Source organism: Amycolatopsis japonica (assembly GCF_000732925.1).
Taxonomy (GTDB): Bacteria; Actinomycetota; Actinomycetes; order Mycobacteriales; family Pseudonocardiaceae; genus Amycolatopsis; species Amycolatopsis japonica.
The window spans coordinates 7,156,000-7,182,500 of the sequence record NZ_CP008953.1 but is presented as its reverse complement, the minus strand read 5'-3'; the positions used below and the strand labels follow the sequence as shown (position 1 = coordinate 7,182,500).

Genomic DNA, 26,501 nt, shown 5'->3' with positions numbered 1-26,501 from the left:
ATGCCGGTTCGCTTGATGCCCGCACGGGCTAGTACTGCTTCGTAAGGAGCGTGGAACGTGTGCTGCAGGGTCAAGGGGATTTCGGTGTTCATTGGCACGCTGTTGGGTCCTGAGGCAACACGCCAAGGGGCTAACCCCCCAGGTTGTTTGTTTCTGGTGTGGTGTTTGAGAACTGTAGAGTGGATGCGAGCATCTTTGTGGTCAAGTTGTTAAGGGCACATGGTGGATGTCTTGGCTTCAGGAGCCGATGAAGGACGTGGGAGGCTGCGATATGCCTCGGGGAGCTGTCAACCGAGCTGTGATCCGAGGATTTCCGAATGGGGAAACCCAGCACCAGTTATGTGGTGTTACCCGCATCTGAATATATAGGGTGTGTGGAGGGAACGCGGGGAAGTGAAACATCTCAGTACCCGTAGGAAGAGAAAACAACCGTGATTCCGTGAGTAGTGGCGAGCGAAAGCGGAAGAGGCTAAACCATGCACATGTCAAGCTGTCAGGCGTTGTGTGTGTGGTGTTGTGGGACCCGCCTTGGAGAGACTGACATTTCTTCGGGTTGATGTGCTGGTTAGTGGAACGCCTTGGGATGGGCGACCGGAGTGGGTGAGAGTCCCGTACGCGAAAACCAGTTTCTGAGACCTTGGTGGTGTTCCCGAGTAGCAGCGAGCTCGTGGAATTTGCTGTGAATCTGCCGGGACCACCCGGTAAGCCTAAATACTTCCTGAAGACCGATAGCGGACTAGTACCGTGAGGGAAAGATGAAAAGTACCCCGGGAGGGGAGTGAAAGAGTACCTGAAACCGTGTGCCTACAAGCCGTCAGAGCCCGAGCACATCTTTGTGATGTTGAGGTGATGGCGTGCCTTTTGAAGAATGAGCCTGCGAGTTAGTGCTGCGTGGCGAGGTTAACCCGTGTGGGGTAGCCGTAGCGAAAGCGAGTCTGAATAGGGCGATTGAGTCGCGTGGTCTAGACCCGAAGCGGAGTGATCTACCCATGGCCAGGCTGAAGCGTCGGTAAGACGACGTGGAGGGCCGAACCCACTTAGGTTGAAAACTGAGGGGATGAGCTGTGGGTAGGGGTGAAAGGCCAATCAAACTCCGTGATAGCTGGTTCTCCCCGAAATGCATTTAGGTGCAGCGTCACATGTTTCACCACGGGGGTAGAGCTACTGGATGGTCTAGGGGCCTTACCGGGTTACCGAAATCAACCAAACTCCGAATACCGTGGTGTGAGAGTGTGGCAGTGAGACGGCGGGGGATAAGCTTCGTCGTCGAGAGGGAAACAGCCCAGAACACCAGCTAAGGCCCCTAAGTGTGTGCTCAGTGGGAAAGGATGTGGGATTGCCCAGACAACCAGGAGGTTGGCTTAGAAGCAGCCACCCTTGAAAGAGTGCGTAATAGCTCACTGGTCAAGTGGTCCTGCGCCGACAATGTAGCGGGGCTTAAGCACACCGCCGAAGCTGTGTCATTCATACATATACATCCATCACCTCCTTGAGAGTGTGATGCAGTGGTATGGATGGGTAGGGGAGCGTCCTGCATCCAGGGAAGCGGCGGCGGAAGCCAGTCGTGGAGGGTGTGGGAGTGAGAATGCAGGCATGAGTAGCGAATGCAGAGTGAGAAACTCTGCCGCCGGATGACCAAGGGTTCCTGGGCCAGGCTAATCCGCCCAGGGTAAGTCGGGACCTAAGGCGAGGCCGACAGGCGTAGTCGATGGATAACGGGTTGATATTCCCGTACCCGAGCACGTGCGCCCAGGATGAGGCGGTTGATACTAACCACCCAAAGCCTCGTGTTGAAGCCTTCGGGTGGATACGCGAGTGTGGAGCGTGGGATCTGATTCCGTAGTAGTCGAGTGATGGGGTGACGCAGGAAGGTAGCTCCGCCAGTGAGTGGTAGTACTGGTGTAAGCGTGTAGACCGAATGGTAGGCAAATCCGCCATTCATATAGGTTGAGACGTGATGCGTAGCCGATTGAGGTGAAGTAGAGTGATCCTATGCTGCCGAGAAAAGCCTCTAGCGAGTGCGTGCACGGCCCGTACCCCAAACCAACACAGGTGGTCAGGTAGAGAATACTAAGGCGATCGGGTGAACTGTGGTTAAGGAACTCGGCAAAATGCCCCCGTAACTTCGGGAGAAGGGGGGCCAAACACTCTGAAGCCCTTCGCGGGCTAGGGGTGGGTGGCCGCAGAGACCAGCGGAAAGCGACTGTTTACTAAAAACACAGGTCCATGCGAAGTCGCAAGACGATGTATATGGACTGACGCCTGCCCGGTGCTGGAACGTTAAGAGGACCGGTTAACCTTTCGGGGTGAAGCTGAGAATTTAAGCGCCAGTAAACGGCGGTGGTAACTATAACCATCCTAAGGTAGCGAAATTCCTTGTCGGGTAAGTTCCGACCTGCACGAATGGCGTAACGACTTTCCGGCTGTCTCAACCACAGGCCCGGCGAAATTGCACTACGAGTAAAGATGCTCGTTACGCGCGGCAGGACGGAAAGACCCCGGGACCTTTACTATAGTTTGGTATTGGTTTTCGGTTCGGCTTGTGTAGGATAGGTGGGAGACTGTGAAGCTGGCACGCTAGTGTTGGTGGAGTCGTTGTTGAAATACCACTCTGGTCGGATTGGGAATCTGAACCTCGGACCATGATCTGGTTCAGGGACAGTGCCTGATGGGTAGTTTAACTGGGGCGGTTGCCTCCTAAAGAGTAACGGAGGCGCCCAAAGGTTCCCTCAGCCTGGTTGGCAATCAGGTGTTGAGTGCAAGTGCACAAGGGAGCTTGACTGTGAGACAGACATGTCGAGCAGGGACGAAAGTCGGGACTAGTGATCCGGCACCACCTGGTGGAAGGGGTGTCGCTCAACGGATAAAAGGTACCCCGGGGATAACAGGCTGATCTTGCCCAAGAGTCCATATCGACGGCATGGTTTGGCACCTCGATGTCGGCTCGTCGCATCCTGGGGCCGGAGTAGGTCCCAAGGGTTGGGCTGTTCGCCCATTAAAGCGGCACGCGAGCTGGGTTTAGAACGTCGTGAGACAGTTCGGTCCCTATCCGCCGCGCGCGTAGGATACTTGAGGAAGGCTGTCCCTAGTACGAGAGGACCGGGACGGACGAACCTCTGGTATGCCAGTTGTCACGCCAGTGGCATGGCTGGTTGGCCACGTTCGGAAGGGATAACCGCTGAAGGCATCTAAGCGGGAAGCCTGTTCCAAGATGAGGTATCCCACCCCTTGTGGGTTAAGGCCCCCAACAGACCATTGGGTTGATAGGCCAGAAATGGAAGCACAGTAATGTGTTGTCGAGTTGACTGGTACTAATAGGCCGAGGACTTGCCCACAAAGATGTTACGCATCCACTCTACAGCTCTGAAACACCACACCGTTCTGGAAACAGACAGTGTGTGTTGTTTCGTAGTGTTTCGGTGGTTATAGCGTCAGGGAAACGCCCGGTCCCATTCCGAACCCGGAAGCTAAGCCTGACAGCGCCGATGGTACTGCAACCGAAGGGTTGTGGGAGAGTAGGACACCGCCGGACTAACATTAGAAAAGAAGGTCTGGGACCTGGTTGAGAACCGAGAGTTCTCCCAGGTCCCAGGCCTTTTTTCATGTCTGCCCCGCCGAGTGGTAGCAAAGGTCCCTTGCTCCCCCGCGGAGTCGCTCAGCAGCTTTCTCGGCCGACCGCGCGCCCGCGCACAGGCGATGAGAAGACCAGCGAAGTGGTGGTCTCGCCGTAGCGCTGCATCTGCTCTACGAGTTCTTCCAGCTCCGCAGTGTTCCGGCAGGCGACTCGCACGAACCAGCACTCATCACCCGTGACGTGGTCGGCGTCGAGCACCTGCGGTAATGCGAGGATGGTTTCGCGGAAGCGTGCCGTGTCCAGGCTGCGTACCCTTGCCCGAACCATCGCTTCGATCGGAAGCCCGAGCTTCGTCAGATCGACGCTCGCCGAGTACCCCGTGATGATCCCCTTCTCCTCGAGCCGACGAACCCGCTCGGTCACCGCGGGCGCGGACAGCGACACCCGCCGGCCGAGCTCCGAATAGGTCAACCGGCCGTCGGACTGGAGCAGTTCGAGCAGCTGCCAGTCGAGATCATCGAGGTTCACAGAACTCCAGGTCGATCGTCATACCTGCCAGGGATCTCCAGGCTAGCCGCCGCCGAGACCTGGATTCTCCGATGTTGCGGATGATCACTGACCACGAAGATTGAGCCATGACGACCGAACCCCGCGCACTGACGTTTCCGGCTCTGGACAGCGCGACCGCGGCCGCGCACCTTCGCGCCGAACTCGCTCTCGAGGTCGACCCGGACGACCTGGTCCGAGATCTCACCTCTGGCGCCCAGCAGGGATACGTGGTCGTCGAGACCAGAGCTCCCGAGGCCTTCGCGTCTGCTCGCATCCCCGGCGCGATCAATCTCCCTTACCGGGACATGACAGCGGAGTCCGTCAGCGGGCTGGACCGCGAACTCGTCTACATCTGCTACTGCGAGAGCATCCACTGCAACGCCGCGACCAAAGGGGCCCTGAAACTCGCGGAGCTCGGCTTCAAGGTCAAACGCCTGTCCGGTGGTATCACCGCCTGGCAAGCGGCCGGCTATCCCGTTGAGCGAGACGCTCTGCCTTCCGCGTACACCCCCGCACCCGCCCCGCGCTGCGCCTGCTGACGGCTGAGGAGCAAGGGACCTTTGCTACCGTCGCCTCCTCGCGTGGTAGCAAAGGTCCCTTGCTGTCGGTGCGGTCGTAGGCTGGAGAGGTGACCGCTCCCAAGTTGCTCGTCATCCAGCCGGATGCATCAGATCCGATCGGCCCCCTCGGCGACTGGCTCACCGAGGCAGGCGCCGAGCTCGACATCCGGTTGCTGCCCGATCAGACTCTCCCCGCCGATCTTGACGGATACGCCGGCGTCGTATGTCTTGGCGGCGGGATGGGCGCCAACGACGACGAGGCTCATCCGTGGCTCGCGGACGTGCGGAAGCTTCTTTCGAAGGCCGCTGGCGCGCGGATCCCGACGCTCGCGATCTGCCTCGGCAGCCAGCTCCTGGCGGTGGCACTGGGCGGCAGCGTCGCCACTGGCGATCAGGGACCCGAGGTCGGCCCGGGGCTTGTGTCCAAGAAGGACGCTGCGTGGACCGACCCGCTGTTCGCGGAGCTGCCGCTCATGCAGGATGTCCTGCAGTTCCACAACGACGCGATCACCCGGCTGCCTGCCGGAGCCGAGCTTCTCGCCTCCTCTCCGCGGTATCCCTATCAGGCTTTCCGATTCGACCGTTGTGCCTACGGTGTCCAGTTCCACATCGAGACGACGCCACATGTGGTCCTCGACTGGGCGCGGCAGGCACCGGAAATGGCGGAACTCACCCGGCCGGACGTACTGACCCCGGAAAACCTGGCCCGGGTGCATGCCGATATCACCGAAACCTGGCGGCCGTTCGCCCAACGCTTCGTCCGACTGGTGTCCGGTGACCTCGCTCCGGCTGCGGACCGTCAACGTACTTTGCCGATGGCTTAACGACTTATGTCTCAAATACGTATGGGTTGTTAACACTCGGGTCTACCTGTCAGGTACCTTGCGAAGGGAGTTTCGAAGGGTTCGGAGGTCGGGGTGGAGCCCTCAGTGTTGGTCGTGCTCGTCGTCGTCACGGCCCTAATTTTCGATTTCACAAACGGGTTCCATGACACGGCCAACTCGATGGCGACGTCGATCGCCACCGGGGCGTTGCGTCCCAAGGTCGCGGTGACGATCTCCGCGGTCCTGAACCTGGTCGGCGCCTTCCTGTCAGTCGAAGTGGCCAAGACCATCTCGAATGGACTGGTCGACGACACCAAGATCGGGCCTGCGATCGTGTTCGGTGGCCTGGTCGGGGCGATCGTTTGGAACCTGGTCACCTGGTTCGTCGGACTACCGTCCAGCTCGTCCCACGCGCTGTTCGGGGGACTGATCGGCGCCACGTGGGTGTCCGCCGGAACGGACTCCGTCCACTTCGGAAAGATCGTCGAGAAGGTCCTGGTCCCGGCGGCGCTGTCGCCCGTCTTGGCAGGCCTCGTCGCGATGATCGTGACGTACTTCGTCTATCGGATCTTCGTCCGCCGCGGCCGCACCGCCGGCTTCCGAGTCGGCCAGATCATCTCGGCTTCGCTGGTCTCGCTCGCTCACGGCACGAACGACGCGCAGAAGACCATGGGCGTCATCACACTGACGATGATCACCGCCGGAACCCTCCCCGCCGGGGCAGGGCCGCCGCTCTGGGTGATCGTCAGCGCGGCGCTGGCGCTCGCGCTCGGCACATACCTGGGCGGCTGGCGCATCACCTTCACGCTAGGTAAAGGCCTGACGGATATCGATGGCCCGCAGGGCTTCGCCGCGCAGACCAGCTCGGCGGCCGTCATCCTCGCCTCGACGAACTTCGGTTTTCCACTTTCGACGACTCACGTCTGCTCCGGAGGGATCGTCGGCTCCGGAGTGGGCAGGAACGAGTCACCGGTTCGCTGGCGCACGGCCGGCCGCATGGTGGTCGCGTGGCTGTTCACCCTTCCGGCAGCCGCCATCGTCGGCGCCGGTGCCGGCCTCGTGACCTCGACCGGCACGGTGGGGACGATCGCCGTTGGCGTCGCGGGCCTCGCGATCGGCATTGGGATCTACCTCCTTTCGCGGCGGAGCCCCGTCAACGCCAGCAGCTTCACCAGCCCCGCCCCGCCCGTTCCGGAACAGGAAGTCGGCAGGATCGCCGCTTAGCAGGGAGCAAGGGACCTTTGCTACCGCGCGAGCCGAGGTGGTAGCAAAGGTCCCTTGCTCCCTTGCGCGTCCGTCTGGCCCCGGGCGGATGGGCGACTACGGTGGAAGCCGATGGTTGAGCGCGCCAGGCCGACCGCTTCCGTGGCGAGATACGGCTTCACCGATCCCCGTGCCGACGGGCAGCTGCGTGCTGCCGGTTGGTGGACCGAATCCGGCCCGGACGGCTCCGCCGCCGACGTGTTGTCCGCACTGTCCCGCGCCGCGGATCCCGATCTCGCACTGAGCGGCCTGGATCGGATCAGGGAAGTCGACCCAGCCGCCTGGAACGGGCTCGACCAGGCGCTGCGCGCCAATCGCACCTTCCGCGGCCGAATGCTCGGTGTCTTGGGCACCTCGAGCGCACTCGCGGACTTCATGGTCTCGAACACCGGCTGCTGGAAGGCCCTCGAAGGGCATAAGAGCACCGAGCCGGATCAATACGTGAGCAGCCTCCTCGGCCACCTACGGCCGGAAGGCGAAGTGCTCACCGGGCTTGAGGCGGAGCAGGCTCTTCGCGTCGGCTACCGCGAGCTGCTCCTCGGCATCGCAGCGGCCGACCTCGGGCATCTGGTCGAACCCGGCCTTCGCCAGCCCCCTTATGCCGAGATCGGAGCCCAGCTCACCACGCTGGCGGAGGCCGCGCTGACAGTGGGGCTGCTGGTCGCGGAGTCTGAGGTGGGGGCCAGTGTCGAAGGCCTGCTCGCCGTGATCGCGATGGGCAAATGCGGTGGTCGAGAGCTGAATTATGTGAGCGACGTGGACGTCATCTTCGTCGGTGATGGCGATCTGTCGGTCTCCACGCGGTTGGCCAGCACGATGATGCGCGTGGTCGGGAAGGCCTGTTTCGAGGTCGACGCGGCGCTGCGCCCGGAGGGCAAGGCGGGCGCCTTGGTCCGGACCCTCGACGGACATGCCGCTTATTACCAAAAGTGGGCCAAGACCTGGGAGTTTCAGGCCTTGCTCAAAGCACGCCCGGTGGCAGGCGACGCCGAGCTCGGGCGTAAGTACGCGGAGATGGTCGCGCCGAAGGTGTGGGCAGCGGCCGATCGCGAGAATTTCGTCCCCGAAGTCCAGAAGATGCGGCGCCGCGTTGAAGGGCATGTGCCCTCCGCGCACGCCGAACGAGAGCTGAAGCTGGGGCGCGGAGGTCTCCGGGACGTCGAGTTCGCGGTGCAGCTGCTGCAACTGGTCCACGGTCGGATCGACGCGGAGCTGCGCTCTCCGTCCACGATGGACGCACTCGCAGCCCTGGGTGACGGCGGCTACGTCGGCCGGAAGGATGCCGCGGAGCTGGCATCGTCTTACGAGTTTCTCCGGACCATCGAGCATCGACTTCAGCTTCGCAGGCTCCGGCGCACGCACCTGTTCCCTGCTGCTTCGGACGTCAGCGAGCTGCGAACGATCGCGAGAGCGAGCGGTGTGCGACCGGCTCGGGGCAAAAGTGAGGGGGCCGTCCTGCTGGCGGAGTTCCGCCGCCACCTGCAGAGCATCCGACGGCTTCACGAAAAGCTCTTCTACCGGCCTCTGCTGCAGTCTGTCGCGAACGTCCCGACCGAAGCGCTCCGGCTGACCACGAAACAGGCCGAGAGTCGTCTCGCCGCGCTCGGCTATGCCGCTCCGGACGGTGCCCTGCAGCACATCAAGGCGTTGACCGCGGGAATGTCGCGTCGGGCGGCCATCCAGCAGGCTCTGCTGCCGGTTTTGCTGGACCTTCTGGCCGACACTCCGGACCCTGACCGTGGGCTGCTGTCTTATCGGAAGGTCTCCGAAGCGCTTGAGGCAACGCCTTGGTACCTCAGGGTTCTCCGGGACGAAGGTGCAGTCGTCGAGCGGCTCGCTTTTCTGCTGGGTACTTCGCGACTGGTACCCGACCTACTGGCGAGAGCACCCGAAGTCCTGCAGCTGCTCGGTGATCCCGCGCGGCTGGCCGGTCGCACCCCGGCAGAGGTGGCCACCTCCCTGCGAGCCGCGGTGCGGCGGCAACCGGGTTTGAACGCCGCGGTCGCGGCCGCGAGATCGCTCCGCCGTCACGAGATGCTGCGAATCGCGTCGGCGGATCTGCTGGGGTTGCTGGATGTCCCAGCGGTCTGCGCGGCGTTGTCGAGTGTGTGGGTCGCTGTGCTTCAAGGTGCTTTGGCCGCTGCTTTCCGCCAGCGTCAGGCCGAGCTCGGCCAGACCCCCGCGAAGATCGCTGTCATCGGTATGGGGCGCCTGGGTGGGGCCGAACTCGGCTATGGATCTGACGCGGATGTTCTCTTCGTGTGCGAGCCGACCGAAGGAGTGTCGGACTCCGAAGCAGCGAAGTTCGCTTCTTCGGTCGCCGAGACGGTGCGCAAGATCCTCGGTGCCCCCAGCCCCGACCCTGCTCTGGTCGTCGACGCTGATCTCCGTCCGGAGGGGCGAAGCGGCCCGTTGGTGCGGACCCTTGAGTCTTACCGCAGCTACTACGGTCGTTGGGCGGAGGTCTGGGAATCGCAAGCGCTGCTCCGAGCGCGGTTCATCGCCGGTGACGAGGATCTTGGCGCTCGGTTCATCGAGATGATCGATCCCATTCGGTACCCGCAAGAAGGCCTCGACGCGGTTCGAGTGCGGGAGATCAGGCGGATCAAGGCCAGAGTGGAGACGGAGCGGATGCCCAAGGGCGCCGACCCGACACGGCACACGAAACTCGGCCGCGGAGGGCTCGCCGATGTGGAGTGGACTGTGCAGCTCATGCAGCTGCGCCATGGGCATGAAGTCGAGGGGCTTCGGACCACCTCGACGATCGAGGCACTGAAAGCGGCGGCTGAGGCGGGGCTCGCCGAGCCCGCCGAGATCGAGTCCTTGACCGAGGCCTGGCTGCTGGCGACGCGTGTTCGGAATGCTGGGATGTTGGTCCGGGGCAAGGCTGTCGACGAGATCCCCAGCTCCGGTCGAGACCTGGCCGCGGTCGCGCGAGTGCTCGGCTACTCGGCTGATGACGATCCGGGCGAGTTCCTCGACGCCTATCGTCGGACGACGCGACGTGCTCATGCGGTCGTGGAGACGCTCTTCTACCAGGGTTGACCCGCTGTGACCTGCGGTAAGTGAGCAAGGGACCTTTGCTACCGCCCCGTGCGGAACGGACGAGGTGACGGCAAAGGTCCCTTGCTCACACTCGGGGTCGAGGAGGGGGAGCGGCACTTACAGTGGACCGGTGACTGTGCGCGAGCCATTTCGCACCCGGATCAAGGTGCGCCATTACGAGCTGGACACCCTTGGCCATCTCAACCACGCCGTCTACCACTCCTACGGCGAGGTCTCCAGACTCGAGCTGATGGAGCTCGCCGGCGGCCTCAACTCAGGTATGCGCGATGCGAATCTTGCGTTCGTGCTGCTCGAGTCCCATATCGTGTTCAGGCGCGAGCTTCGTGCGGGCGATGTCGTCGACGTGACCTGCGACGCCAAGTTCGGCACCGGCAAGACCTTCCACATGGACTCGAACATCTACAAGGTCGACGGCACCCTCTCCGCGGAGATCACGTGCACGCTGGGGCTGATGGATCTCGAGCGCCGAAAACTGGTGGACGACCCGCGGGGCCGCATCGAGCGGGCAGGCGTCGACCTGAAGGTTCTTTCCACTTCGGAGTAGCCGTACCGCGAAAGACCAATAAGAAACGCCGGTGGTGAGGGCGCTTCCGCACCTCACCACCGGCGTGCTCTTGGTGTTGCCTACCGTACGATCACACGTCGTAGTACAGCGAGAACTCGTACGGGTGCGGGCGCAGCCGCAGCGGGTCGATCTCGTTCTCACGCTTGTAGGAGATCCACGTGTCGATCACGTCGGGAGTGAACACGCCACCCTCGAGCAGGTAGTCGTGGTCCGCTTCCAGCGTGTCGAGAACCGCGCCGAGGTCGCCAGGAACGAGCTTGACGTTCTGGGCCTCCTCGGGCGGAAGCTCGTAGAGGTCCTTGTCGATGGGCTCCGGCGGCTCGATCTTGTTCTTGATGCCGTCGAGACCGGCCATCATCATCGCCGAGAACGCGAGGTACGGGTTACCGGACGAGTCCGGGCACCGGAACTCGGCGCGCTTGGCCTTCGGGTTGTTGCCCGTGATCGGGATACGGACACAAGCCGACCGGTTCCGCTGCGAGTACACCAGGCTGACCGGCGCCTCGAAGCCCGGCACGAGCCGGTGGTACGAGTTGACGGTCGGGTTGGTGAAGGCCAGCAGGCTCGGCGCGTGCTTGAGCAGGCCGCCGATGTAGTGGCGGGCGGTGTCGGACAGGCCCGCGTACCCCGACTCGTCGTGGAACAGCGGCGTGCCGTCCTTCCACAGCGACTGGTGGCAGTGCATGCCCGAGCCGTTGTCACCGGCGAGCGGCTTCGGCATGAAAGTCGCGGTCTTGCCGGCGGCGAACACGGTGTTCTTCACGATGTACTTGAACAGCTGCAGGTCATCCGCAGCGTGAAGCAGCGTGTTGAACTTGTAGTTGATCTCGGTCTGGCCGGCGGTGCCCACCTCGTGGTGCGCGCGCTCGATCTCGAAACCGGAGCCCTGCAGGTTGCGGACGATCTCGTCGCGCAGGTCGGCGAAGTGGTCGACCGGCGGGACCGGGAAGTAGCCGCCCTTGAACTTCGTCTTGTAACCCTGGTTGCCGCCCGGCACGTCGGCGCCGGTGTTCCACCAACCCTCGACGGAGTCGATCTCGTGGAACGAGGCGTGCTCGGCCGACTCGAACCGGATCGAGTCGAAGATGTAGAACTCGGCCTCCGGGCCGAAGAACACGTTGTCGGCGACGCCGTACTCGGAGATGTACTGCTCGGCCTTGCGCGCGATGTTGCGCGGGTCGCGGCTGTACGCCTCACGGGTGAACGGGTCGTGCACGAAGAAGTTCAGCGAGAGCGTCTTCGCCTTGCGGAACGGGTCGATACGCGCAGTCTCAGGGTCCGGGAGGAGCAGCATGTCGGATTCGTGGATCGACTGGAAACCACGCACCGAGGAGCCGTCGAAGGCCAGGCCTTCTTCGTAGGCTTCTTCGTTGAACGCCTTCGCCGGAACGGTGAAGTGCTGCATAACGCCGGGCAGGTCGCAGAACCTGACGTCGACGACCTCTACGTTCTCGTCGGCGATAAGGCGCTGAATGTCGTCTGGAGTAGTGGGCACCCTCGGTGACTCCTTCTCGTTCGTTGCCGGCGGCAGTACTCTCTTCGGCTCACGCTAAGAGCGCGGTGTTGCCCGACCGTCACCCGTATGTTTCGCCGGTGTTAACGGGGCGGCGATATCGGGTAGTCGACCAGGGCGAATGTGGCCCGCGCCACCGGCATACCCTGGATGGGTGGCGAGATGGACCGGAGAATGGCTGCCCGGAGCCGGTGACGAGACGACTGCCGGTGGCGAGGGTACGCAGCGGTGGCGTGGCGAGCGACTCGGCTTGCCCCAATCGGGTGTCGGCTCGGTGGCGGGCGGCGGCGCACGCCTTCTCGGGCTGATCATCGACTTGGTTCTCGCCTCACTGGTCACGACCCTCTTCGTGACGCCCAGTCTCCAAGATCCGGCTGTGATGCAGACCTTCAACCTCTGGTCGGTCGGCGTCTGGGCGGCGATCACGGTCATCCCCGCGGCTTTCTTCGGCTTCACGCCCGGTATGGCTGTGGTCGGTATCCGTGTCGCCAGGCTCGACGGCGCGCAGATGATCGGGGTGTGGCGCGCGGTCGTGCGCGCGACGCTGACCTTTGTGATCATTCCGGCCGCGATCCGCAATATCGACGGCCGAAGCTGGCTCGACCGGCTGACCGGGACCGTCGTGATCCGCATGCGCTGACCTCGGAGGGGAGCAAGGGACCTTTGCTCTCGCCGGGAGATGCCGCTGCCGGGACCGGCCGTGGTCAGGCGGCCGGTGCCGCGGGAACGCTCCCGAGGTCTGGAGGCGGTCGTTGTCGAGCGCGGCGGTGCGCCGCTCGCAGGTCCTGGATCACCACCAGCGGCTCGTCACGCAGCTGTGCCGGGCTTACCTGGACGACGATGAGGCCTGGAGCGACCAGTGCCGGCATCGTGGACGACTTGTCCGGTTCGAGAGCGACCTCGTCATGGCGAACCTGCAATGCGACGCCGACCTGCGACCACCAGGCGTCGGCGACTCCGACCACCTCTTCGTCCGAAGTCCGCAGCTCTGCCCTCCGCGTGGACCGGGGCAAGCCGCTGCGCTCGAGGACGGACTCCAGCCACTGCTCGACGGCGGAGCCGACCCCATCTTGGAGGGCGTTGACGACGATTCGGGGGAGCGCGGAGCCGATCGTGCTGGCCTGGGCAAGCTCGTCTCGAAGTTCCTCAGGAGTGCAGAGTCCGCGATGGACCGCATCGTGGATCATGGCCCGCACCGACTTGAGTTCGTCCATACGTCGCGCCGCGTCGATCAGGGCCCGGGCGAGCGGGGCGACGGGCAGTCCGTCGATTTCCACTGGTTCCGGCAGATGGATGGTTCGTTCTACGACGGCGAATCCCCAAGTGGCCACCTTGCTCCGGTGGGGGATCAAGGTGTGCGCACGTCTTTCTGGCGGAAGTCTTCGTACTCCGTACAACCTGGCGGCCTGGACGCCGGTGAGCATCGCCTCCGGGCCCGCGTGAGTCAATGCGACCTTCAAGAGCTGGTGCTTGGTCGGTGTGGCGTTGGTCAGGAGGATGACGCCGGGTATCGGACGCCTCCACGGTCCGCCTTCTCGGCAATACCGAGAGATCGAGGAGTGTGAGTACCCCAGGGCGACAAGTTTCGCCCGGGCGGCCACGCCGTCCGGGAACATCGCTGCCAGCACTTTCTGGCGGGCGCTCGTAGTTCTGTCCACACAGTGATCATGCGACCACCCACCGACAGTTTTTCGCCCGAAGACGGATCAGGGGTCCTTTGCTACCACCTAGCGGTAGCAAAGGACCCCTGATTCTCGTTTGGTCAGCGGCGGCGGATGGTGCGCTGGACGTTGCGCATCTTCGCGCCGGCGGGCATCGGGCCCTTGGGCATGGCCGCACCGCGGCTGCCGAGGGCGGCCAGCTTCGCTTCCAGCGCGTCGACCTGGGCGGGCTTGAGGTTGCGCGGAAGCTTCATCAGGTAGCCCTGGAGCTTCTTCAGCGGCACCTGCTGCTCTTCGTTCCCGATGATCACGTTGTAGATCGGGGTCTCACCGATCAGGCGGGACACACGCTTCTTCTCCTGCGCGAGCAGGGACTTCACGCGGTGCGGCGCCCCCTCGGCGACGAGTACGACACCCGGCCCGCCGAGCACCCGGTGCACGGCGTCGAGCTGGGTCGTGGCCGCCACAGTCGGCGTCACCTTCCAGCGGCCTCGCATGTTCTCGAGTGCCCAGGCCGCGGCGCCGGGCTGCCCGTCGGCCTTCGAGTACACGGTCTTCTGAACCCGCCTGCCGAAGATGATCACAGCGGCGAGCGCGCCGAGCAGAATGCCCAGCGGCAGCACGACCCAGTGGACGTCGAAGATGAACCCGATGCCGAACACGACACCGGTGATGACCAGGAGCGATCCGACCATCCAGGGGATGAGCGCCTTGTCTTCCTTGCGCTGCATCTTGAAGGCCTCGAAGATCTGCCCGCGGCGAGCCTTGCTCGCGGCGCGCTTCTCCTTCTTGGCCAGCTTCGCTGCTTCCTTGTCCTGCTTTCCCGCCATGTGACCAGGATACGGCCGCGTGCCCTGCGCCGATCCCGTCGGGCCCTCTGCGAGGATCGGGGCGTGGCTAGCGCATCGTCCCCGAAGAGTCGTCCAGGCCTGCTCGATGGGCTCGATCCCGAGCAGCGCGCCGCCGCCTGCGCCCCGAGGGGGCCGGTCTGTGTCCTCGCGGGAGCGGGGACCGGCAAGACGCGGACGATCACGCATCGCATCGCCCACCTGGTCCGTTCCGGGCACGTCGCCGCTGGTCAGGTTCTCGCGGTCACCTTCACGACTCGCGCGGCGGGTGAGATGCGCACGCGTCTTCGAGGGCTGGGCGTCGACGCCGCCCAGGCGCTCACCTTCCACGCCGCCGCCCGCCGCCAGCTGCGCTACTTCTGGCCACAGGTGGTCGGTGACCGGCCGTGGGAACTCCTCGAGAACAAGTTCCGCTACATCAGCCAAGCCGCCAACAAGGCCGGGCTCGGCACCGAGACGGAGCTCCTGCGCGACCTCGCCAGTGAGATCGAGTGGAGCAAGGCCTCTTTGGTATCTCCGGACGACTATCCGGCGGTCGCCGCGCGTACGCAGCGGGACACACCGGCGCCCGCGTCGCAGGTCGCGGAGGTCTACCGCAATTACGAGAAGGTCAAGAACGCCGCGCAGGTGCTGGACTTCGACGACCTGCTCCTGCACGCCACCGCGGTCCTCGAGGAGCACACGGTGGTGGCCCAGGAGTTCCGCGAGCGCTATCGCTGCTTCGTCGTCGACGAGTATCAGGACGTCACGCCGCTGCAGCAGCGATTGCTCGACGCCTGGCTCGGTGGCCGCGACGACCTGACCGTCGTCGGCGACGCCAACCAGACCATCTATTCGTTCGGTGGTGCTTCTCCCCGGCCGCTGCTGGAGTTCACACGGCGGTTTCCCGAGGCGACGGTCGTGAGGCTCGAGCGGGACTACCGCTCGACTCCCGAGGTCGTGGCTCTCGCCAACCAAGTGATCGGCGCCGCGCGTGGCCGTCCTGCGGGGTCGCGGCTGAAACTGATCGGCCAGCGTCCTTCCGGGCCGGTCCCGCGGTTCGCCGAATATGACGACGAGACCGCCGAGGCCGCGGCCGTCGCCCGCAGGATCCGCGATCTGCTCGACAGCGGAGTGACGGCGAGCGAGATCGCGGTGCTCTACCGCGTCAACGCCCAGTCGGAGGCTTACGAGCAGGCTCTGGCCGAGTTGGGTATCCCGTACCTGGTCCGTGGCGGCGAGCGGTTCTTCGCCAGGGCGGAGGTCCGGCAGGCGATGTCCGCGTTGCGGATGGCGTCGACCGACGCCGACACCGGAGAGCTGGTGACCCGGGTCCGCTCCGTGCTCGCGAAGGTCGGGCTCACGGACCAGCCTCCCGCCGGAGGCGCGGCGAAAGAGCGATGGGACGCGCTTCTCTCGATCGTCGAGTTGGCTGAGGAGCTGGCTTCCACCGTCGACGACGCGGATCTGCCGCGTTTCGTCGCGGAGCTCGAGCAACGGGCGACAGCGCAGCATCCGCCGACGGTGGAGGGCATCACCCTGGCCTCGCTTCACGCGGCGAAGGGTCTCGAATGGGACGCTGTGTTCCTCGTCGGGCTTGCCGAAGGGACCATGCCGATCCTCCATGCCGATGGCGACGACGCGGCCATCGAGGAAGAGCGGCGTCTCTTCTATGTCGGCGTCACTCGGGCGCGAGAGCACCTCTCGCTCTCGTGGGCTTTGGCCAGGACGTCGGGAAATCGCCGCAATCGGCGACGGAGCCGCTTCCTCTACGGCCTCATCCCCGAAGACCATCCGGCAGCGCGGGTGGCCCGCTCGCAGCAGCCGAAGCAGTCCGGCAACAAGGCCCGTTGCCGGGTATGCGGCGGGCCGCTGCCGGAGACGCTCGACATCAAGCTGGGCCGCTGCTCCCGTTGCCCGTCCAACGTGGATGAGCAGCTGCTCGAGAAGCTGAAGTCCTGGCGGGGGGAACGTTCGCGTGAGCTCAAGGTGCCGGCCTTCGTCGTTTTCACGGACGCGACGCTGGTCGCCATCGCCGAGCAGCGGCCGACCGATGACACGGCGTTGTGCGCCATCTCCGGAATCGGCGCGACGAAGCTCGAACGCTTCGGCGCGGAGGTTCTCGACGTCGTGCGGGCCTCGGTGGGGTCTTGACCGCGTTCCAGGCATGATCCACGCGGCGAACCCGCTGCTCAGAGCCGATCTTCGCAACTTCGACGGATTTTCTGGAAAATAAGTTGCCCCGGTGCGGCCGGGGGCAATAACCTGCAGGTACCGGGCGGGAAGAGCCCGGACTGGGGAAGAACATCTACAACACAGCGTAGACCGCCGGGCGGTTCGCGCGCGACAGAGAAAGGTGGTGCCGGTGAAATGACGATCAACATGATGCTCACGAACCCTGGCACCCGTCTGTCCTGCGTCGCGGAAGTCCCGCAGGCTCAGCGCCAGGGCACCTTTGTGCCCGTGAGCATCCTCGCCGCCCGCGGCACCCAGCGTTTCGACCTCGGCCGGATCGCCGCTGAAAAGACCTTCTCGCACGCTGCCGCCATCGGTGGGGCGTACGAGAACGGTGGCGTCGATCTGCCGGTCATCAAGCAGTTCCGTGTTCCGTTGTCCATACGGGAGCGAAGTTCCTGACCTAGTCAGGACCAGAGGCTCACGAAGGCCGCGGAACCGGGTTACCGGATCCGCGGCCTTCGTGTTTTTGCTGCACAAACAAGTTGGCTGCACAACCTAATTGGGGTTCAGCGTTGTCCAGTTCCACCGTGAGTAAGAAATCCGTTACGGGACAGAGGAGTGCACTTATGTCATCGGCCATAGCTTTCGCGCAGGGGGAGGCTCTGCCTTTCGCCGACGCCGGCGTCGTAGACCTGCTCGACGCCATCGACTCGCCTGAGTCGATGCTTCCCTGCCGTTCGGGCGACGCGGACCTTTGGTTCGCTGAGTCGCCGGCAGAGCTCGAGCGGGCGAAGGCGTTCTGCGCGGACTGCCCGGTCCGTTCCGCCTGCCTCGCGGGCGCCCTTTCCCGGCGTGAGCCGTGGGGTGTCTGGGGTGGCGAGATCTTCGAGCGTGGCGTTGTCGTCGCGCGGAAGCGGCCCCGTGGCCGCCCCCGGAAGAACCCGGTCGTCGAGCCCGCCGCCGAGGCTCGCCCCGTCGCGCGCAAGGTCGAGCGGAGCGCTGCGGCATGACCGTCGAACTCATCACCACCAGGGATTACGAGGCGCGGACAGGAATTCACGCGCCGACCGAATTGAACGAGATCAAGGTCGAGGAGACCAGCGAAATGTTGCTTTATGAAGAACTGTCCAGGGCCCGAATACGAGACCTCGAGGAGGGAGTCCGCGCTCAGCGGGCTCGAAGCGGCCCGCGCGCCGCACGCAGGTGGACCAAGGTCGCCCGCTGGGCGACCCGGCGAGCCGAGCGCCTTCAGGCCTGACCACTCGGGGGAGCGGGGGACCTTTGCTACCACGGCACGGTGGTAGCAAAGGTCCCCCGCTCCCTTTTGGGGCTGGTCGGGGCGGCTTGGTGTTCACTGGGGGAATGGCCGTACACACGCACGACGACATCGACTGGGCTGACCGGCTCCGATCGCTTCGCATGGCTGAGGCGCTCGACGCCGAGCCGATGCGGGAGTCGGCTCGACGGTTGCTGAAGGGCATGCCGGAAGGCCCGACCATTCTCGACGTCGGCTGCGGCGCGGGCGGGATGAGTGTCCTCTTCGCCGAGGAGCTCGCGTCCGTCGGTGCCAAGATCGTGCTGGTCGACGCGACCGAACATCTGCTCGCCGAAGCGCACCGCGTCGTCCGCGCGGCCGCGGGCGACAGGGCCACCGTCGAGACGATCCACGCCGACGTGGCCGATGGCGGGCTGGCCGCCAAGCTTCCGCCCGCCGATCTGGTCTGGGCTTCCCGCGTGGTCCACCACCTGCCCGACCAGCAGGCGGCCATCGACACCCTCGCCCGGCTCGCCCGCGCCGGCGGCCTGGTCGCCATCTCCGAGGGCGGCCTGGACTTCAACTGTCTTCCCTGGGATCTCGGCATCGGCCGGCCCGGGCTGGAGGAGCGGCTGCTCGCCGCGCGCGGTGAGTGGTTCGCCGAGATGCGGGCAGGGATCCCCGGCTCCGTTTCCATGCCCTACGGCTGGAACATCGCGCTGCAGCGGGCCGGTCTCGCCGACGTCGATTCCTTCGGCGTGCTCATCCACCATCCGGCGCCCGGACCGGAACTGCTGCGCGAGTTCATCATCGAGCGGCTGACCTGGTTGAACGAGGTGGCAAATGATCGCCTCGCCGATGACGACCACGAGACCGTGGCCGCGTTGGTGGATCCGGCGAACCCCGCCTTCCTCGGTGCACGCCAGGACCTGTTCCTGCAAGGGGCGAAGACGGTCCATTGCGGACGGCGGTCGTGAACGACCCGGTCGGCTGCTCGTTGTGCGGCCGGACCCGCGGCGTCGACGAGGAGCCGGCGCAGACACTCGCCTGGGTCTCCACCCGTGAGAAGAACGTCGTGCGCTGGATGTGTCCCACCTGCGCTCGCCGCCACACCCGCGACATCGAGGGAAAGCTGCCGGACGAGTACTGGTGAATCACTCAGGCGGCGTCGATCCGGCCGATCGTGCGAACCTTCGGTCTCGGTGTCCGCGCCGCTTCGGCGAACGCCCTGACGAGCTCTGCCGCGACTTCCATCGGAACCTTCTTCAGCTGGTCGATGGTGCAGCGGACCAGCACGGTCCCGGTCGCGGTCAGCGCCAGCGGATGGAAATTGGCGGCGCCCTGTTTCGGAGCTCGGAACTGCCACGCCATGCCGATGTCGTCCCACCAGGCATCGGCGGTGCCGATGGGGCGCCCTCGCCGGTCGCAGAGCGTCGTGTTCCACGACGGCGAAGGCAGCGGGCTGCCGCTGAGGACCTTCTTCGCCAGCCCATGCGCGTACGTCTCTTCGGGATCGACACGCCGCAAGGCCGCCCGTACCGCGGCTGAACCCCGTCGGTTGCCGGAATCGAGCTCCTCGCTGAGTTCCTCGAGCGTGCACAGGCCCCAATACAGCGGGAGCGCGATCAGCTCGTCTATTCGCGAGGGGTCGAGCTCCAGCCGGGCCAGATCGAGCGCGGCCCTGGCAGGCGGAGCGAATGGAACACCGTCGATCAAGGTCGGCGGCGGCATCCGCGTGGTTCTTCGCGGCAGCATGCCGGGCTCCGCCGGAACGCGCCGGTAGTCGGGGACAAGGAGATGGACCTCCCGCGTGACCGGGCAGTCGACGCCTCGTGCGCGTAGCGCGTCGGCACCTGTCACCACCACGTCCGGCCCGAACCGCGCGACAGCGGCTTGCAGCAGCTGAAGCCGGGTGGGCGCGGCGTCGCGCAACAGGATCACGCCCGGCATGAGTCTTCGCCAAGGGCCGCCCGGGCCACAGAGCTTCGCAGCGTAGCGCGCAGTGACGCCCGCCTTGCGTAGCTCGCGGTTGGTGATGATCCCTGACTCGCTGGTGTTACTGAGCGCCATGAGTCGGGCGCTTCGTGTAGTGGTCATGAATCGAGGATGACCGCTGGGCCGACCGGGTGGAACCGCTTCCGCCAACTTGTGGACAACTCGCCCGAGAGAGTCAGTTATCGGCTCAGTCGCAACGTTCCCTGTGGATAACTTCTCAGGCCGCGAAGCCCGGCTGCCAGCGTTCGACGATCGCGCGGGCGGGGATCTCGGCGTCGAGCTGGCAGAGGATGCCGGTCGATCCGGCGGTCACCCGGTGGATCATCAGGTACTCGGGCGGGAGGTTGAGAGAGCGGCCGATCCGGAAATCCCGGCCGCGGGTGTCGCCGACCCGACCCGCCTGCCGCTGCATCCAGCGGCGAGTGAAGTGGAACGTGTCGCCCGCCAGCGGTTCCGTGAACGGGGCCAGGTAGGCGAGTACGTCGTCGGCCCGCAGGTCCGCGTCGGCCCAGATGAAGCCGGACTCCCTGAGCAGCCGCATCAGTTTCGCGGATTCACCGTCGAGCGCCAGCCGGGTCATCTCGCCGAGGTGCTGCGGAATCCCCTCGGGCAGCCGGGACACCCCGCCGAAGTCGATGACGCACAGCCTGCCGTCGGCGGTCAGCATGAAGTTGCCTGGGTGAGGATCCGAATGCAGGAGCCGGGCTCGTGCAGGGGACGAGTAGTGGAACTCGGTGAGCAGGCGACCGGCGCGGTCCCGTGTCTCCTTGTCGCCGCCGGCGATGATCTTCGAGAGCGGGGTACCGGTGGCCCACTCCGTGACGACGACCTTCGGCGCGCTGGCGACCACGCGGGGGATCAGGAACCCGGGGACGCCTTCGAACGCCTTCACGAAGTCACGCTGGTTTTGGGCTTCCGCCTGGTAATCGAGCTCTTCGTTCATCCGTTCGGCGAGTTCCGCCAAGAGCGGTTTCACCTCGGTCCCCGGCACGAAGGCCTGGAACAACCTGCTGAAACGCTGGAGTTGCCGAAGGTCGCTCCGCAAGGCGTCGTCGGCTCCCGGGTACTGCACCTTGACGGCGACTTCGCGACCGTCGTGCCAGGTCGCACGGTGGACCTGGCCGATGCTCGCGGACGCGGCGGGCTCGTCGTCGAAGGTGGCGAATCGCTGCCGCCAGGTGCGCCCCAGCTGCTCGGCGAGGACCCGATGGGTCTGCCGGGTGGGCATGGGCGGCGCTGCCGCCTGAAGCTTCGTCAGGGCCTCGCGATAGGGCTTCGCCATCTCGTCCGGCACCGCGGCCTCGAAGACGCTCAGCGCCTGGCCGAACTTCATCGCACCGCCTTTGAGCGTGCCGAGGACCTCGAAAAGCTGCTCCGCCGCCTTGGCCGACAGGGTCGCGTTGACCTCTTCGGCGCTCTGCCCGGTCAGCCGCCTGCCCCAGCCGCCGACCGCCCGCCCCGCTATGCCGAGGGGGATACTGGCCAGCTTCGCCGTTCGCGCGGCCCCGTTCCGGGGGATGGCGGCGTCACGGTCCTCGGCGTTGCGGGAGTCGGTCACCTTCGCGATTCTGCCTTGATTCACTGCGCCCGCGCAGCCTGTTGAGGGAGTGTGTGTGGGCTACATCGCGCGCCGTATCACCGGGCACCGCATCCGCATCCGGTGTGCGGCGGCCAGTCGCGGTGCCGGATCGTGCCGTCGAAGAAGTCGATCTCCAGTGTCGCGTTCCAGGCGGGCGGAGCCTGGTCGCCGGGGGACAGAAGCCGGAGGGCCTGTGCGGCGGCCAGCGCGGCGCACGCGTGGACGGCGCCGAGGTCCGGCTGTTGCACCCGGCCCGCGAGCTGGCTCGCCACCCTCGGCCAGGAGTCGTCGCGGCCGGCGCGGTGGAGATCGGCGCAGCGCAGGCAACTGCTGCGTCCGGGCACCACGAGCGGTCCGACGATGCCGATCCCGTCCCGGACGCGCACCGGCAGGTGATTGACCCCGTCGCGGACGAGTCCCTCGACCAGCTCGGGAGCCGGTACGACGGCGTCGGTGAGCAGGACGAGTTCCGGCCGGCGATCCGAGTAGAGCCTGGTGGTCGCGATGTCCGTGCCCGCACGGTGCACCACCTGGGCCAGTGCGTCCCGGCGTGGCATGCCGATCTCGGCTTCGGTGTAACCCGAGCCGAGGTCGCCCTCACCGACGACGCCCGAAGCCCGGACGTCGATATGCCCGACGCCGCCTTTGGCGAGCAGGACGGCGAGGGCCGCGGCCAGCCTGCCGTCGCCGTGGATCGCCACCGCGGTGCGCTTGCGGCGTGCGGTCATGGCCGCCTGATGGTGGCGGGCTCGTAGCGACCAGAGCCCTGTTTCCGTTCTCGGTCTGGGATACCCGTCGGAGTGCCCCGCATCGGTCAGGAGTCCTCGGGCCGTCAGGTCCGTCATCAGGTCCCGCAGCTGTTCGTCGTGTTCGCTCTGCGCGAGCACGATGTCGTCCGCGGCCCGCTTTCCGTCCAGCCCGCGGACGGCTTCGGCCACCTCGGTGGCGACGCCGGCGACCACCACGGCGTGTGCCGGGTCGAGGCCGATCTGGATCTCGCCGTTCCCCCGTTCCAGCACATCCAGGCCGGGAAGCAGGGTGGGGAAGGCGGGAAGGATGATCGATCGCAGATCAGGTTCGCGCAGGTTCATGATCGCAGGATCGCACCCGTCCGCCGTCCCGCCGTCCGAAAGAACGCGAGTTATCCACAGGTTGGCCCCGTTGTGGACAACTGGAGGCTGTGACCTTTCGGCCCTCGGAGTTGTCGGTGACTGGCCTTACCGTGGTCGAGTGGTCGAAGCACGGACGCCCTCGTTGAGGGGCCGGGACACGACGAATCCGTCGGACACTCCCGAACACAAGGTCGAGGTACGGCGTAGCCAGCGCCGTCACCGGACCGTCACCGCGTACTGGGACGAGGACACCCTCGTCGTGCTGATCCCTGCCCGGATGACCCGGGCCGAGGAGAAGCACTGGGTTGCCGAGATGCAGCGCAAGCTGCTGCGCAAGGGCCCGCGGCAGGCCGCGCCGCCGAAGGCCTCCGACGAGGCGCTGCTGGCGCGCTGCGCCGTGCTCTCGGCGAAGTATCTGGACGGAAAGGCGATACCCGCGAGCGTTCGCTGGGTCCCGCCGATGAGGACGAGGTGGGCGTCCTGCACGCCGGTCGACGCGACGATCAGGGTCAGTGATCGTCTGCGCCGGGTGCCGGGATGGGTGCTGGACTACGTCCTCGTGCACGAACTCGCGCATTTGAAGGAACCAGGGCACAACGCGGCGTTCTGGGAGCTCGTTCGCCGTTATCCCAAGACCGAACGCGCCATCGGCTACCTGGAGGGCCTGTCCTCCGCCGCCGGTTGGGGCATCGCGGCGGAGGACTGACGTGCCTCAGTTCTCGTCTTCGTCGCCCTTGGGCTTGTTCTTCTCGCGCTCGGCGCGTTCGATCTCGGCGATCGGGTCGATGCCTTCGAGCGTCGACTCGCCATCGCCGAGGCGTTCGGAGAAGTCGAGCGGCTCGTCGAGGTCGTCGGCGGTCGGCATCAGGTCGGGGTGGGACCAGAGGCCGTCCCGCTTCTCGATGCCGTGCTGGTCGCCGACGAGCTTCCACAACGAGGAAGCCGCCCGCATCCGCCTGGGCCGGAGTTCGAGCCCGACCAAGGTGGCGAAGGTCTGCTCGGCGGGACCACCGGTGGCCCGGCGGCGGCGCAGCGTCTCCCGGAGCGCGTCCGCGCCCGGCAGCCGGTCGCCGATGGCCTCGGCGACCACGACGTCGACCCAGCCTTCGACCAGCGCGAGCAGGGTCTCCAGGCGGTTCAGCGCCGCCTTCTGCTCGGGAGAAGTCTGCGGCTCGAGCAGGCCGGAGGACATGGCCTCTTCGATGCTGGCCGGGTTCGACGGATCGATCCGGCCCGCGAGCTGCTCGAGCGCCGACGTGTCGACGGAGATGCCGTTCGCGAACTCCTCGACCGTGGCCAGCAGTCGCTGCCGCAGCCAGGGCACGTGGGCGAACAGCCGCTGGTGGGCGGCCTCGCGTGCGGCGATGAAGACCAGCACCTCGCTGGTCGGCAGCTCGAGGCCCTCGGTGAACTTCTCGATGTTCGCGGGCAGCAGGGCGGAGGTGGCCGCGGGTCCCAGCGGAAGGCCGACCTCGGTGGAGGTGAGCACTTCGGAAGCCAACTGAGCCAAGGCGTTGCCGAGCTGGGAGCCGAAGGCCATCCCGCCCATCTGCCCCATCATCGAGAGCAGGGGGCCGGCGGCCTGCTTGGCCTCGTCGGGCAGGGCCTGGACCCACGCGCCCGAAACCTGCTGGGCGACGGGGTCGCAGAGGCGCTGCCAGGTCGGCAGGGTCTTCTCGACCCAGGTGCGCGCGGACCATGCGACGGTCGAGGTGGCTCCGGCGGGCAGGATCGTCGCGGCGTCGAGCCACAGCTCGGCCAGATGGGCGGCGTCACGGACGGCCGTGCTCGAGTCACCACCACTGGACGACGAAAAGCCGAGCTTGACGTCACCGCTGTCGCTGCTGCTGAGGTTCTGCAACGCGATCTGTTTCGCCAGGTCGTAGTTGACCGGCCCGGTCGAGCTGCCGGCCTGGCTGAGCATCTGGCCCAGCTGGCTGAGCATCTGACCGAGCTGATTGAAGGCCTCGGCGCCGGAGGGCTGGCCGCCGGAATCCGACGGCTCGTTCTCGCCTCGTTTGTCGGGATCGGGCGGTCCGAAGCCGAACGGGGGTTTGCTCATGGCACCACCGTACGCGGGTCCTGGGATTCACAGCTCGTCAAGTGGAGTGATGAGCGTGGCCTTCACCGAGAAGCGAACACAGTCACCGTACGCTGTCACGCGTGACAGAGCCCTCGGAGGAGACCACAGGAGCGCGGAGCCGTTCGGGCTCCGCGGGTGACCAGGACCGCTCCGAACGGCGGCTGACCCGGCGCGGCTGGACGCTGCTGGTCAGCGGCGCGTTGTTCGTCGCCTTCGCGCTGGTCGGGTTCTTCATCCCGGTGCCGTATGTGGCGATCAGTCCCGGCCCGACCTACGACACGCTCGGCAAGGACGCCGCCGGGCAGTCCGTGATCCAGGTCAACGGGCACGAGATCTTCCAGACCTCCGGCGAACTGCGGATGACGACGGTCTCCCTGCGCGATGGCGGCATCACGCTGTTCAACGCGCTCGGGCTCTGGGCGAGCGGCCGGTACGCGCTGGCGCCGCGCGAGGAGTACTTCAAACCCGGCGAGACCAACGAGCAGGTCCGCCAGGAGAACATCCAGCAGCTGCAGGACTCGCAGACCGCCGCCCAGGTCGCCGCGCTGCGGCGCAAGTTCCCGGTGAAGGTGCTCGCGAAAACGATCGTCTCCGGCAGCCCCGCGGACAAGGTGCTCGCCCCGGGGGACCGGCTGCTGGTGGTCAACGGGGCGACGGTCAAGGAAGCGACCGATGTGCGGGCCGCTCTGAACGGGACGAAGCCCGGACAGACCGTCCAGATCACTTTCAAATCCGACGGGCAGGCCGAACGCACCGTGCCGCTCACGCTCGCGCAGCGGCCCGACGGGCCGGAAGGGTTCATGGGCCTGACCGCCGTGGACCGCGCGGACGTTCCCTTCGACGTGAAGATCTCGCTGCAGGACGTCGGCGGCCCGTCGGCGGGGCTGATGTTCGCGCTCGCGATCGTCGACAAGATGGAGCCCGGGGACCTCGCCGGTGGCAGGCACATCGCCGGAACGGGCGAGATCTCGGAGAAGGGCGCCGTCGGCGCGATCGGCGGCATTTCGTTCAAGGTGGTCGGCGCCCGCGAGGCCGGCGCGACCGACTTCCTCGTGCCCGCGCACAACTGCGCCGAGGCGAAGACCGCCGCGCCCGATGGCCTGAACCTGATCAAGGTTTCGACGCTCGACGAAGCGATCGCGCAGCTCGAGAACCTCAAGGCGGGACGGCCCACCGCCTCCTGCTGACCGCCGGGGGAGCAAGGGACCTTTGCTACCACCCCGCGGGCCTGGCTGAAGAGAGCAAGGGACCTTCGCTATCGCCCGGTGTGTGTCTCGGGCCGGGTGGTAGCAAAGGTCCCTTGCTCTCTTTTCGCAGGTCAGGGGAGCAGAGTCGCCTTCAGGGCTTCCAGCAGGTTGGGCGCTAGCTCCGGGTTCTCGATGATCTCGTCGACAGGGACGTCGCCGGGCTCTTCGGCCTTCCCTGCTCCGCGAAGCCGCATGACGCAGGCTCCGGCACCATCCCGCAGGACGGCCGCGACGAGCCGGGCCTCGGTCCGGCGAGGGTGGTCGGCGGCCGCCTGACGCAGGCGTTCGGCATCGGTCTCGGGCACGACGGGAAGCTCGGCTTCGGCGTCCGGCGGCAGCACGATGATCTCTTGCGCGAGCGCGCAGCCCAGAACCAGATCGGGCCACGCGATCTGCGCCAGCGCTTCACCGAGGTCGCCATCCGGCAGCGACTCCTGCGCGACGGGCGTCAGCGGGGCCGACGGATCGAGCTGTCCGGCCAGTTCGGGCTGCTCGTCCAGCAGCGCCGCGGTCGGGACCAGCGCGAACAACTGCGGCGGCTGATCCCATCCTCCGGAGGCGACGAACTCCTCGACTTCGCGGGCCAGGCCGGCCACGCCCTGCTGCTCACTCGGTGCCATTGCCACATCGTTCCAGGCGGCCGGGACAGC

The 26,501-nt window shown here is 65.9% G+C and carries 23 protein-coding genes and 2 rRNA genes; 16 read left to right on the top strand and 9 right to left on the bottom strand.

Annotation, left to right across the window (positions count from 1 at the left end):
- Positions 1-199: 199 nt before the first annotated feature.
- Positions 200-3,335: ribosomal RNA gene (locus tag AJAP_RS33030) — 23S ribosomal RNA — on the top strand.
- Between the two features lie 80 nt (positions 3,336-3,415).
- A 5S ribosomal RNA gene (rrf, locus tag AJAP_RS33025) occupies positions 3,416-3,532 on the top strand.
- Between the two features lie 123 nt (positions 3,533-3,655).
- Here the strand turns inward: rrf and AJAP_RS33020 are convergent.
- Positions 3,656-4,102, bottom strand: coding sequence for an Lrp/AsnC family transcriptional regulator (locus AJAP_RS33020; RefSeq protein WP_038518804.1), 447 nt, complete (start codon positions 4,100-4,102; stop codon positions 3,656-3,658).
- Positions 4,103-4,209: 107 nt separating this feature from the next.
- Between AJAP_RS33020 and AJAP_RS33015 the strand changes: the two genes are divergently transcribed.
- From AJAP_RS33015 to AJAP_RS32995, 5 genes are all read left to right on the top strand, one after another.
- A complete protein-coding gene (locus AJAP_RS33015) occupies positions 4,210-4,662 on the top strand; it encodes a rhodanese-like domain-containing protein (RefSeq protein ID WP_038518802.1) in 453 nt (150 codons plus the stop codon).
- An 89-nt stretch (positions 4,663-4,751) separates the two neighbouring features.
- The gene (locus AJAP_RS33010; protein ID WP_038518801.1) at positions 4,752-5,507 is read left to right on the top strand and encodes a type 1 glutamine amidotransferase; all 756 of its coding nucleotides are present in this window, start codon (positions 4,752-4,754) and stop codon (positions 5,505-5,507) included.
- A 105-nt stretch (positions 5,508-5,612) separates the two neighbouring features.
- Positions 5,613-6,731 (top strand): inorganic phosphate transporter, encoded by a 1,119-nt coding sequence (locus AJAP_RS33005; RefSeq protein ID WP_083650071.1) that lies wholly within the window; start codon positions 5,613-5,615, stop codon positions 6,729-6,731.
- 111 nt (positions 6,732-6,842) lie between these two features.
- Positions 6,843-9,815, top strand: coding sequence for a bifunctional [glutamine synthetase] adenylyltransferase/[glutamine synthetase]-adenylyl-L-tyrosine phosphorylase (locus AJAP_RS33000; RefSeq protein WP_038518796.1), 2,973 nt, complete (start codon positions 6,843-6,845; stop codon positions 9,813-9,815).
- A gap of 130 nt (positions 9,816-9,945) precedes the next feature.
- Positions 9,946-10,380, top strand: coding sequence for an acyl-CoA thioesterase (locus AJAP_RS32995; protein WP_020633826.1), 435 nt, complete (start codon positions 9,946-9,948; stop codon positions 10,378-10,380).
- A 91-nt stretch (positions 10,381-10,471) separates the two neighbouring features.
- Here the strand turns inward: AJAP_RS32995 and glnA are convergent, their stop codons facing one another.
- Entirely contained in the window at positions 10,472-11,896 is a 1,425-nt protein-coding gene (glnA, locus tag AJAP_RS32990; RefSeq protein WP_038518791.1) for a type I glutamate--ammonia ligase, read from the bottom strand.
- Positions 11,897-12,068: 172 nt separating this feature from the next.
- Here glnA and AJAP_RS32985 point away from each other — a divergent pair, with 172 nt between their 5' ends.
- Positions 12,069-12,554, top strand: a complete 486-nt coding sequence (locus tag AJAP_RS32985) for an RDD family protein (RefSeq protein ID WP_228694692.1) — start codon at positions 12,069-12,071, stop codon at positions 12,552-12,554.
- A gap of 64 nt (positions 12,555-12,618) precedes the next feature.
- Here AJAP_RS32985 and AJAP_RS32980 read toward each other — a convergent pair whose 3' ends face one another.
- Positions 12,619-13,245, bottom strand: coding sequence for a hypothetical protein (locus tag AJAP_RS32980; RefSeq protein ID WP_228694690.1), 627 nt, complete (start codon positions 13,243-13,245; stop codon positions 12,619-12,621).
- 431 nt (positions 13,246-13,676) lie between these two features.
- A complete protein-coding gene (locus AJAP_RS32975) occupies positions 13,677-14,405 on the bottom strand; it encodes a DUF4191 domain-containing protein (RefSeq protein ID WP_016331624.1) in 729 nt (242 codons plus the stop codon).
- A gap of 63 nt (positions 14,406-14,468) precedes the next feature.
- Between AJAP_RS32975 and AJAP_RS32970 the strand changes: the two genes are divergently transcribed.
- From AJAP_RS32970 to AJAP_RS32945, 6 genes are all read left to right on the top strand, one after another.
- Complete coding sequence (locus AJAP_RS32970; protein WP_038518787.1) at positions 14,469-16,556, top strand: ATP-dependent DNA helicase UvrD2; 2,088 nt, start codon at positions 14,469-14,471, stop codon at positions 16,554-16,556.
- 216 nt (positions 16,557-16,772) lie between these two features.
- Positions 16,773-17,039, top strand: coding sequence for a hypothetical protein (locus AJAP_RS32965; protein ID WP_038518784.1), 267 nt, complete (start codon positions 16,773-16,775; stop codon positions 17,037-17,039).
- Between the two features lie 167 nt (positions 17,040-17,206).
- Positions 17,207-17,590, top strand: coding sequence for a WhiB family transcriptional regulator (locus tag AJAP_RS32960; protein WP_038518783.1), 384 nt, complete (start codon positions 17,207-17,209; stop codon positions 17,588-17,590).
- A complete protein-coding gene (locus AJAP_RS32955) occupies positions 17,587-17,838 on the top strand; it encodes a hypothetical protein (protein ID WP_038518781.1) in 252 nt (83 codons plus the stop codon). The genes AJAP_RS32960 and AJAP_RS32955 overlap by 4 nt, the downstream gene beginning before the upstream one ends.
- Before the next feature lie 104 nt (positions 17,839-17,942).
- On the top strand, positions 17,943-18,812 hold the full coding sequence (locus AJAP_RS32950; RefSeq protein ID WP_038518779.1) for a class I SAM-dependent methyltransferase: 870 nt from the start codon (positions 17,943-17,945) through the stop codon (positions 18,810-18,812).
- Entirely contained in the window at positions 18,809-18,988 is a 180-nt protein-coding gene (locus AJAP_RS32945) for a hypothetical protein (RefSeq protein WP_038524339.1), read from the top strand. Before AJAP_RS32950 ends, AJAP_RS32945 begins: the two co-directional genes overlap by 4 nt.
- Before the next feature lie 5 nt (positions 18,989-18,993).
- Here the strand turns inward: AJAP_RS32945 and AJAP_RS32940 are convergent, their stop codons facing one another.
- The 3 genes from AJAP_RS32940 to AJAP_RS32930 all read right to left on the bottom strand — a co-directional run bounded on the left by AJAP_RS32940 (position 18,994) and on the right by AJAP_RS32930 (position 22,500).
- A complete protein-coding gene (locus AJAP_RS32940) occupies positions 18,994-19,905 on the bottom strand; it encodes a hypothetical protein (RefSeq protein ID WP_038518777.1) in 912 nt (303 codons plus the stop codon).
- 142 nt (positions 19,906-20,047) lie between these two features.
- A complete protein-coding gene (locus tag AJAP_RS32935; RefSeq protein ID WP_038518775.1) occupies positions 20,048-21,388 on the bottom strand; it encodes an ABC1 kinase family protein in 1,341 nt (446 codons plus the stop codon).
- A 77-nt stretch (positions 21,389-21,465) separates the two neighbouring features.
- The gene (locus AJAP_RS32930) at positions 21,466-22,500 is read right to left on the bottom strand and encodes a hypothetical protein (protein WP_038518773.1); all 1,035 of its coding nucleotides are present in this window, start codon (positions 22,498-22,500) and stop codon (positions 21,466-21,468) included.
- A gap of 163 nt (positions 22,501-22,663) precedes the next feature.
- Between AJAP_RS32930 and AJAP_RS32925 the strand changes: the two genes are divergently transcribed.
- A complete protein-coding gene (locus tag AJAP_RS32925; RefSeq protein WP_016331633.1) occupies positions 22,664-23,227 on the top strand; it encodes a M48 metallopeptidase family protein in 564 nt (187 codons plus the stop codon).
- 6 nt (positions 23,228-23,233) lie between these two features.
- On the opposite strand, the gene AJAP_RS32920 is transcribed toward AJAP_RS32925, so the two are convergent.
- Positions 23,234-24,583 (bottom strand): zinc-dependent metalloprotease, encoded by a 1,350-nt coding sequence (locus AJAP_RS32920; protein WP_038518770.1) that lies wholly within the window; start codon positions 24,581-24,583, stop codon positions 23,234-23,236.
- A gap of 203 nt (positions 24,584-24,786) precedes the next feature.
- On the opposite strand from AJAP_RS32920, the gene AJAP_RS32915 reads away from it, so the two are divergent.
- Positions 24,787-25,791: a YlbL family protein gene (locus tag AJAP_RS32915; RefSeq protein ID WP_179948475.1), complete on the top strand. Its 1,005-nt coding sequence runs from the start codon at positions 24,787-24,789 to the stop codon at positions 25,789-25,791.
- Between the two features lie 131 nt (positions 25,792-25,922).
- Here the strand turns inward: AJAP_RS32915 and AJAP_RS32910 are convergent, their stop codons facing one another.
- A complete protein-coding gene (locus AJAP_RS32910) occupies positions 25,923-26,471 on the bottom strand; it encodes a PPA1309 family protein (protein WP_037345940.1) in 549 nt (182 codons plus the stop codon).
- Positions 26,472-26,501: the final 30 nt, after the last annotated feature.

Excerpts from the sequence above, each read along its gene's own strand:
- AJAP_RS32955 (WP_038518781.1), top strand. The coding sequence starts at position 17,587 with ATGACCGTCGAACTCATCACCACCAGGGATTACGAGGCGCGGACAGGA.
- AJAP_RS33000 (WP_038518796.1), top strand. The coding sequence starts at position 6,843 with ATGGTTGAGCGCGCCAGGCCGACCGCTTCCGTGGCGAGATACGGCTTC.
- AJAP_RS32950 (WP_038518779.1), top strand. The coding sequence starts at position 17,943 with ATGGCCGTACACACGCACGACGACATCGACTGGGCTGACCGGCTCCGA.
- AJAP_RS32930 (WP_038518773.1), bottom strand. The coding sequence starts at position 22,500 with ATGAACCTGCGCGAACCTGATCTGCGATCGATCATCCTTCCCGCCTTC.
- AJAP_RS32960 (WP_038518783.1), top strand. The coding sequence starts at position 17,207 with ATGTCATCGGCCATAGCTTTCGCGCAGGGGGAGGCTCTGCCTTTCGCC.
- AJAP_RS33015 (WP_038518802.1), top strand. The coding sequence starts at position 4,210 with ATGACGACCGAACCCCGCGCACTGACGTTTCCGGCTCTGGACAGCGCG.
- AJAP_RS32920 (WP_038518770.1), bottom strand. The coding sequence starts at position 24,583 with ATGAGCAAACCCCCGTTCGGCTTCGGACCGCCCGATCCCGACAAACGA.
- AJAP_RS32940 (WP_038518777.1), bottom strand. The coding sequence starts at position 19,905 with ATGGCGCTCAGTAACACCAGCGAGTCAGGGATCATCACCAACCGCGAG.
- AJAP_RS32975 (WP_016331624.1), bottom strand. The coding sequence starts at position 14,405 with ATGGCGGGAAAGCAGGACAAGGAAGCAGCGAAGCTGGCCAAGAAGGAG.
- AJAP_RS32910 (WP_037345940.1), bottom strand. The coding sequence starts at position 26,471 with ATGGCACCGAGTGAGCAGCAGGGCGTGGCCGGCCTGGCCCGCGAAGTC.
- AJAP_RS32965 (WP_038518784.1), top strand. The coding sequence starts at position 16,773 with ATGACGATCAACATGATGCTCACGAACCCTGGCACCCGTCTGTCCTGC.